Origin of the sequence: Frisingicoccus sp. (genome assembly GCF_048388605.1) — a bacterium.
Taxonomy (GTDB): domain Bacteria; phylum Bacillota; class Clostridia; order Lachnospirales; family Lachnospiraceae; genus Frisingicoccus.
Window position 1 is genome coordinate 45,815 of record NZ_DBGCTU010000028.1, and the last position, 8,073, is coordinate 53,887.

Annotated in this window: 7 protein-coding genes and 1 tRNA gene; 1 reads left to right on the top strand and 7 read right to left on the bottom strand. The window is 42.3% G+C overall.

Annotation, left to right across the window (positions count from 1 at the left end):
• Nucleotides 1-2: 2 nt before the first annotated feature.
• From gnpA to ACMN7X_RS06655, 5 genes are all read right to left on the bottom strand, one after another.
• Nucleotides 3-2,183 (bottom strand): 1,3-beta-galactosyl-N-acetylhexosamine phosphorylase, encoded by a 2,181-nt coding sequence (gene gnpA / locus ACMN7X_RS06635; RefSeq protein WP_418746685.1) that lies wholly within the window; start codon nt 2,181-2,183, stop codon nt 3-5.
• 20 nt (nt 2,184-2,203) lie between these two features.
• Nucleotides 2,204-2,404 (bottom strand): DUF6903 family protein, encoded by a 201-nt coding sequence (locus ACMN7X_RS06640; RefSeq protein WP_418746686.1) that lies wholly within the window; start codon nt 2,402-2,404, stop codon nt 2,204-2,206.
• A gap of 8 nt (nt 2,405-2,412) precedes the next feature.
• Nucleotides 2,413-3,303 carry a carbohydrate ABC transporter permease gene (locus ACMN7X_RS06645; RefSeq protein WP_418746687.1) on the bottom strand — a complete coding sequence of 297 codons (891 nt, stop codon included), beginning with the start codon at nt 3,301-3,303 and terminating at the stop codon, nt 2,413-2,415.
• 12 nt (nt 3,304-3,315) lie between these two features.
• Nucleotides 3,316-4,200 carry a carbohydrate ABC transporter permease gene (locus tag ACMN7X_RS06650; protein WP_418746688.1) on the bottom strand — a complete coding sequence of 295 codons (885 nt, stop codon included), beginning with the start codon at nt 4,198-4,200 and terminating at the stop codon, nt 3,316-3,318.
• Between the two features lie 90 nt (nt 4,201-4,290).
• Complete coding sequence (locus tag ACMN7X_RS06655; protein ID WP_418746689.1) at nt 4,291-5,661, bottom strand: carbohydrate ABC transporter substrate-binding protein; 1,371 nt, start codon at nt 5,659-5,661, stop codon at nt 4,291-4,293.
• A gap of 229 nt (nt 5,662-5,890) precedes the next feature.
• On the opposite strand from ACMN7X_RS06655, the gene ACMN7X_RS06660 reads away from it, so the two are divergent.
• On the top strand, nt 5,891-6,736 hold the full coding sequence (locus tag ACMN7X_RS06660) for an AraC family transcriptional regulator (RefSeq protein WP_418746690.1): 846 nt from the start codon (nt 5,891-5,893) through the stop codon (nt 6,734-6,736).
• A 12-nt stretch (nt 6,737-6,748) separates the two neighbouring features.
• Here the strand turns inward: ACMN7X_RS06660 and ACMN7X_RS06665 are convergent, their stop codons facing one another.
• Nucleotides 6,749-7,864, bottom strand: a complete 1,116-nt coding sequence (locus ACMN7X_RS06665) for a phosphotransferase enzyme family protein (protein ID WP_418746691.1) — start codon at nt 7,862-7,864, stop codon at nt 6,749-6,751.
• A gap of 129 nt (nt 7,865-7,993) precedes the next feature.
• Nucleotides 7,994-8,065 (bottom strand) — tRNA-Asn (locus tag ACMN7X_RS06670).
• Nucleotides 8,066-8,073 lie beyond the last annotated feature (8 nt).

The following is an 8,073-nucleotide window of genomic DNA, read 5'->3' on the forward strand; positions in this document are numbered from 1 at the left end:
TACTATTCCTCCATCCCATACCATCGGATTTCATTTGCTTCCATATGAAGTTCAAAACTGGTTCCATCCCCCCGGTATACGACTGTATCCTGCGGTTCATAGGTATTATTGACAACGCAATACTTTCCATTCTTCACATAAGCATGAATTTCCACATGAACATTTGTGCTGAACCACTTATAAAGTTCTTTTTCACTATGGGTACTCCAGAGAATACTCCTGTACAAAATCCGGCTGTTTTCAAAACTATAAGGCAGGCCGCTGATATAAACCGCACGGCCTTTTCCAAAGGAATTCACCGCCATCTGAACTTCCTTGTCGTGCTGAACCAAAATTTCCGCAGTTTCAAGGGCATAAATATTTTTTTTACCCTCGCCAAAATCCACCGATTCTGTAATATCCGCAAGAATAAAATGGTCCCCATGTTCTTCCCAATTATATTTATCATAATTTAAAGTAAACCCGGTCTCCTTTTCCACGCCAAGCACATTGGCAAGCTGGAAATAATGTCCCTGATATTGATGGCCCGACGGCTCGCCAACGCCGATTAAACCGCCGCCATTATAGATAAATTCCCGTATTCTGGAAGTCAGATCCGCATCTTCCCACTCGCGGCCGCCGGTATGTGCCGTGTCACCGTCACCCACGTTAATAATGACATCAACATCATCCAGAATATGTTCATCTGCCCGGATGTCATCAAAAGAAATAAAATGAACATCAAAGGCTGCGCCGGAAAGCGCCTCAATCACACCGGCATAACTGTAATTCTGCTTCTGATACAGAGCATGATGCACCATATGACAGCCCCAGCTGCGTATTTTACCCCAGCAATTCAATACTGCAACGGTCTTTACACAGTAGGGTTCCGTCCCCCGGGCATTTTCATAAAGTTCGCGGAACTCATTGCATACGCTTTCCACATAGTCAATAAAATCCGGAAACTCCAGCGCCAGTTTGAGATAACCGCCATATCCGATACGGTCAATCGGATTTCTCAAAATCGCCCTCCGCGCCGTTACCCAATTTATTTTTGCTTCTTTGACAGGGTCACCGCCGGCATGGAAGGTATCCGGGAAGAAATATGGCAAAAACCGACCTTCCGTATACTTTGCCCCGGATATATCGGATATGAGCCGCAGCGTGCTCCCATTGCCCACACTGCCCACGACCGCATCCAGGCCAATAGTTTGAAATTCAGGCATAAACGGTTCCGTACCAATCCAATGGTCCCCCAGAAACATCATGGCTTCCTTGCCGTATTCATGGGTGATATCCACCATTTCCTTTGCAAGATTTGCCACCTCACGCCGCTGGAATGCCTGAAAATCCTTAAATTCTTTGCTCGGAATACGGTATTGATTATTATAATAACCTTCATCGATAATATATTCCGGGCGGAACGGATATCCGACCTCATTCTCAAACTGCTCCAGAATATAAGGACTTACAGATGCGGAATAGCCGTACCAGTCCACAAACTTTTCCCTTTTGAGCTCATCAAAAATTAACGTAAACTGATGAAAAAATGTAGTATATCGAATGACATCAACATATGGATGTTCCTCACAAAACTGTCGAAGGCGCTCCACTGAATACTTATGAGTCTTTGGCTGCCTCACATCAAATGTGATCTGATGCTCGAAATTCTTCCAGCCATTGGTCACCGCATTATACATATGTACCGGGTCCCATATAATATAGGCCAGAAAGCTCACCGTATATTCATGAAACTTCACCGGATTCTCTATAATAACGCAGCCGCTCTCCTCCTCATAATACCACTGGTCTGCCGGAACAATTTCTCCTGTGGAACGGTCAATAACTTCCCACCACCGCTTCATATCATCCCGTGTATTTACCTGCATTAATTCGGGAGAAACCCCTTTCATCAGTCCGATTTCCAGCCTTCCGTCCACCGCCGTATGAAATCCGGTCATAATATAGCACTGCTGCACCTCATCCGGATTCGCCTTCGCCCATTCATTATCTTTACGTGTCGTATAATATGTCGCATAAATTTTTGCACCCGTATGTGTCAATTCTTCCGGGAACTCTGTTCCGTCACAATCTCTGATCGCATCAGCGCCCCACCGTTTTAAAATCTCAATTGTTTCCGGCACCACATCCAAATTTGTCGGAATCGTTACACGCCCGGTTTTCAATGTCTCGTTTTGCTTCATGCTCCAACATTCCTTACTGTTTATTTCTTATTCGGTGTCTCAAATGGTTTATTATAAATAAGTAACGCTGCCAACAATAAAATCACTCCCACGATCATAAGACCCAGGCCAGCAAGTTTTCCGGTCATTTTCCAGCCCGCAAAAACAAGGATAAGACCCACAACAAAAAACAATGCGATCAACATAACCCGGACTTTTACATGTTCTTTCCAAAATTCCATGGCTTCACCTATCCTTTCAATCCGCCTACAGTCATTCCTTCGGTCAATTTACTTTGCACGCAGATGTATAAAATCAGGGTCGGCAGCATAACCAATACAAGCCCTGCATACATCATACCATATTCAGCCGCAGATTGCTGTGCCTGCATCAAATTTAACAGTCCTACCGGCAAAGTTTTCTGCCCGGTAGCCGAACTCATCAAAGTCATTGAGATAATATATTCATTCCAGAAGGACAGAAAATTAAATAAAATAATCGTAATTATCGACGGTTTTGCCATAGGAAAAATAATATCCCACATCGCCCGCCGATAACTTGCCCCGTCAATATAGGCCGCCTCTTCATAATCATGAGGCAGAGTCGCAAAATATCCGGAAAGCAGGTAAATAGTAAACGGCAGTGCCGTCGCCGCATAAATAATTGCCAAAACAATCAGATTATTCAGCAAAAATCCTTTGCCTATCATTTTTGTAAGCCATAAATCCCCGTCCCTCAGCATCAAAAAGATTGGAACAACAATATAGTTTACATTAATGAATAATCCGGCCATAAAACAGCCATTTAAAAACTTCCGGCCCCGGAAATTAAATCTCGACAAACAATAGGCTGCCGGCAATGCCACCGCCAATAAAATGAGCAGTGCCAAAGCCGTCACAAGCACCGAGTTCAGCATATACTCGCCCATTTTCGCCGTATTCCACGCATTTACAAAGTTTTGCCAGTATAAACCGGCGGGCAGGGTCCACGGATTTCCATAAAACTCTCTGTTCTCCTTGAATGCAGCCATAAACACCCAGGCCACCGGGACAATGATCACAATAGCCAGTGTCAGCAAAGCCACATAAATAAATATTTTATATATGCGTTCTGCGGAAGTGGATTCTTTTTTATTTTTCATTATCCTTCCTCCTTAGAATTCCAGCGGCTCGCGCTCAGTAACTTTATTAACCAACGCAGAGAGTGCGAAAGAAAAAATAAAAATCACAACGCCAATCGCCATACTATATCCATATAACCCGGCATCCTTCTGACTGTACATGTAGTTCAGCGCAACATTTGACGCCCCGTTCGGACCGCCGGAGGTCATTGCTTTGACAAATAGGAATGCCATATTAATTGTCGAAATGATAAAAAATGTTAAGGTTGTACGGATATTTGTCCAAATCAATGGAATGGTGATATGGAAAAACTGTTCAATACGTCCGGCGCCGTCCAGACTGGCGCTTTCATATAAACTCTGAGGCACACTGGCCATGGACGCCATATACATAACCATATAATAGCCGATAGCCTGCCACACCATCGCAATAATAACGCTGACCATAACAAGCTTTTCGCCTTTCCAGAGAATTGGGGTTGTCATATCCCTGAACAATCCGATAATACTGTTTAACATACCATTTTCCGGTTTATAAATTGCGGAAAAAATACCTGAAATTACAACTACAGACAAAATATTCGGGATGTAAAATATAATCCGGAAAAAATTCTGCCCTTTAATTTTTTCTCTTGATAAAATCCCCGCAAATACTAATGCAAAAGCAAAAGTAATGATGGTGACTACGACAACCAGCAAAATCATGTTTTGCATGGACTGGATAAATCTTGTATCCGAAATAAGCATTTGAAAATTTTTTAACCCGACAAAGGTTTCATCCGGCGTATAAGCTCCCTTTTCATATAAAGATATTCGAAATACATTAAACGTAGGCACGATCATAAAAATGAAAAAAAGTATAACCGCCGGAGCAATACAAAGCAGCAAAAACCGACTTAACTTTTTATCTTTTTTCATAGGCTGTCGTCCCTTTCCTTAAATTTTTATATTGAAAAGCGACGGACAGATACTCCTGCCCGCCGCCATCAAAATAAACACTTTTATCGACTATTTTAAATTAGCACGCATCTGATCGCTTGCCGCCTTAACGCCTTCGATCCACTGTTCCTCTGTCATCTCACCGGATACTAAGGAGTTTACAGGGTCAAAGAATGCGGTACGTACTTCTACGCCCGGGATAGCTTCGAATGCTGCAAAGTTACCCATAGCTGCTTTTGCTCCATTATCATAGATGGAGTAGAACATAACATTATCGCCTTCCAGTTTATCAGCAATGCCGAGAACCGGCTGGATAGCGCCTGCTTCTGCAAAGATTTCACATGCTGTATCGCTGTAAAGGAATGCTATAAACTGTTTTGCAGCATCTACGTTTGCAGCGCCGGATGGAATCCAAGCCTGCTCAAACCATGTATAGCTGTACTGGTCTCCGCCTTCCGCAACCGCCGGAAGCGCTGTCATACCCCATTCAAAACCTTCTGCGCGAGGAGCTTCTGCCATCTCGCCGACGATCCATGTGCCGTTCGGCATAAAGATTGCTTTATTGTCAAGCACTAACTGCTGATTCTGAGTGAAATCTTCGTCATTTGCCTGAGCCGGTGTGATTGGATTTGTATACTTAGCTAATTTAGCAACGATATCGAAACATGTCTTAGCTTCTTCTGTATCCCAGATACCTTCTTCATATTTTGTGGCCTTATCAAAGAATTCAGGACCGCCGGCCGAATACATCAGCGCATAGAAGAATGCGTCAAAATAACCGGTTGTCGGATATGTGAATAAATAAATGCCTTCTTCAAGGGCTTTATCGCCTAATTCCCACATTTCATCCCATGTTGTAGGAACTTCCCAATTCTTTTCTTTTAAAAGACCTGCGTTGTAGAAAAGTCCGCATGGAGAATAGAACATCGGTGCAAGATAAGTTTTTCCATCGCCATAAGGATTTGTCAGAGCTGTCTCAGTGAATCCGCCTGCAATTTTATCAGAAACAATAGCTTCTTCTCCCGGAATCTGCATAGACAATACATCTGTGATGTCTGCAATCAGATTACCTTTGATGAACTGTTCTGTCAAAGCGGCTTCACGGCCTGTTGCCAGGTGAATAACATCCGGATAATCTCCGCCCTGCATGGAAGGTCCGATGACATCCTCAAGCTTTTTATCCGTTGTCAATTCAACTTTAATACCTGTCTGCTCAGTAAACGCTTCACATACCTTCTGCCACATCTCAGAACCATAAGCGGTTTCAATTGCTGCAACTTTGATGGTAACATCTTCTGCCGCAACCGTTGTTTCCCCGGCTTTTGTTTCTTCTGCTTTTGTCTCAGCAGCCTTCGTCTCTTTTGAGCCGCCGCCGCAGCCAACCAGAGCTGTTGCAACCATGGCTGTGCATAAAAGCAAACTTAATAATCTCTTTTTCATTTTTTCTCCTCCTTAAATGATAAAATAGTCGTTCCGTCTATATAATCTTAGTATAGTCCATTCCATTTTCTATTCAACCGCTTTATTGCTATCTTTTTTATATATATTGTTATTTTCCGTTTTTTTGTCCAATACATATATATTTTTGATTATTTTTTTATGCAATATGACTATTTATATTGCTTGTTTTTAAAGACTATATTATAATCAAATTGGAGGTATACAGCATATGAGCACAAATCGTTATGATATTACTTTAAATGAAAATAAAAACATCCGCACTTCAGCCAAACTGCTTTACATCAGTTCAGCTAAATACGGCGGCGACTGGCATAGCACGCCCCACACCCACAACTGCTGTGAACTGTTTTTTGTCACTGACGGCGTTGGCCAGTTTTTTATAGAAAATCAACTCCATCCCGTCGGCGCCAATGATTTTGTGATCGTCAATCCCCATGTCCTCCATACGGAAATGAGCTTAAATGCAAACCCGATGGAATATATCGTTCTTGGCATTGAGGGCTTCGAGCTTTCGGAGACAAGTGCCTGGAATCAACAATATTACATTGTAAACTGTCGTCCGATCCGGGATAAAATTTTATTTTATCTTCAAAGTATGCTTAAAGAAATTGAAAATAAAGATTTTAACCATGATATTATCTGCCAGGATCTAATGGAAATCCTGGTGATTCTGCTTCTCCGCCAGACGGGATTATCCATGTCCATTGTCTCCGGTGCAAAAAAATCTTCACATTTATGCACTACAATTCGAAGATATATCGAAACCCATTATCGTGAAAATATTAATCTGGATATTTTAGTGGAAATGAGCCATGTCAGCAGATATTATCTGGTCCATGCTTTTACAAAAGAATATGGAATATCACCGATAAATTATATGATCTCCTGCAGAATTGAGGAGGCAAAACAACTCCTTAAAAACGATGACTACCCGCTCTCTTTTATCAGCCGGTTCCTTGGTTTTTCCTCACCAAGCTATTTTTCCCAGACCTTTAAAAAGATATGCGGGCTTAGTCCAAATGAATACAGAAAACAGAGTCGGATTGAAAAATAAAAAACCTGTTCTCTACTTAATATATTTTTTTACAATACGACACATCTGCTCCCACTTACTTTCCATATCTTCCACCAGCTTAAACTGGGTGCGTGCCCTGTCCAGATTGTGCCCCTCTCTGGATGTTTTGAAATAAATATCATTTTGCAGATAATCCGTGAGAAAACGCATGCCGCACTCATAGGTCATCATCTTCGCCCCCATAGGCAGCAATTCCAGTTCCCTTCTGGTAAGCCTTCCGTCACATCCTTCGATAAAACCCTTTGTATAAGCTTCAAAAAGCTCCATACTGCAGCTCACCTTGCTCAGATCCGGCTCATCCTCTTTGGCCGTGCTGGCGCCAAATCGGATAGAATCTCCAAAATCATAGGCTGCAAGTCCCGGCATTGTCGTGTCCAGATCAATCACACAAATCCCCTGACCGCTGTAATTATCTATCATGATATTATTTAATTTCGTGTCATTATGCGTGACACGTATCGGCAGTTCTTTTTTATCAATCAAATCGACAAAAAAGCCGGCGTCACTCTCCCTGTCCAAAACAAACTGAATTTCCCTTGACACTTCATTCGCCCTTCCGGCCACATCTTCCTCTACAGCCTTTTTTAAATTGGAAAGTCGCCGTTTCGTATTATGAAAATCAGCGATGGTTTCATGCAGCTTTTCTGCAGGGAAATCAGCCAGCAGACATTGAAACTTTCCAAAGGCCAGACCACTCTGATAGAAATCCTCCGGCTTCTCCACCATATCATAACTGGAAGCATCAGTAATAAATACAAAAGCCCGCCAATAATCGCCATCCGAATCTTTATAATAAGGCATATTGTCTTTCGCCGGAATCACATTCAGCGTTTCACGATATGGATCGCCCCCATTCTCCTCAATCTTTTTGTGAAGAAAAGTTGTTATATTTACAATATTCTCCATCAGTTCCACCGGATGGGGAAAAACATTTTTATTCATCCTCTGAAGTATTACCCTAATATACCCCATTTTTCCAATACCATAAGTCAGCAAATAGGTATCATTTATATGCCCGTTCCCCCATGGGATCAGCCCCATCAATTTTCCTTCAAACTGAAAGTTCGAAGCAATATATTCAACCCTGTCTTTCTCTTCCCGTGTCATCAAAGGTTACCTCCATTCATAGTGTTATTATATTAACACTGAAGTCCCTCCATGTCAAAAGCTTTTAAGTACGCTCTTATGAGCCGCAACAAAAAAACAGGCTATTCATATCGAATAACCTGTTTTTTACTCCCCGAGCGGGGCTCGAACCTGCAACAACTCGGTTAACAGCCGAGTGCTCTACCATTGAGCTATCGAGGATTATCTTA

What these genes read in the sequence shown, in the direction of transcription:
- gnpA (WP_418746685.1), bottom strand. Translation starts at nt 2,183, where the DNA reads ATGAAGCAAAACGAGACATTGAAAACCGGGCGTGTAACGATTCCGACA.
- ACMN7X_RS06640 (WP_418746686.1), bottom strand. Translation starts at nt 2,404, where the DNA reads ATGGAATTTTGGAAAGAACATGTAAAAGTCCGGGTTATGTTGATCGCA.
- ACMN7X_RS06655 (WP_418746689.1), bottom strand. Translation starts at nt 5,661, where the DNA reads ATGAAAAAGAGATTATTAAGTTTGCTTTTATGCACAGCCATGGTTGCA.
- ACMN7X_RS06650 (WP_418746688.1), bottom strand. Translation starts at nt 4,200, where the DNA reads ATGAAAAAAGATAAAAAGTTAAGTCGGTTTTTGCTGCTTTGTATTGCT.
- ACMN7X_RS06645 (WP_418746687.1), bottom strand. Translation starts at nt 3,303, where the DNA reads ATGAAAAATAAAAAAGAATCCACTTCCGCAGAACGCATATATAAAATA.
- ACMN7X_RS06660 (WP_418746690.1), top strand. Translation starts at nt 5,891, where the DNA reads ATGAGCACAAATCGTTATGATATTACTTTAAATGAAAATAAAAACATC.
- ACMN7X_RS06665 (WP_418746691.1), bottom strand. Translation starts at nt 7,864, where the DNA reads ATGACACGGGAAGAGAAAGACAGGGTTGAATATATTGCTTCGAACTTT.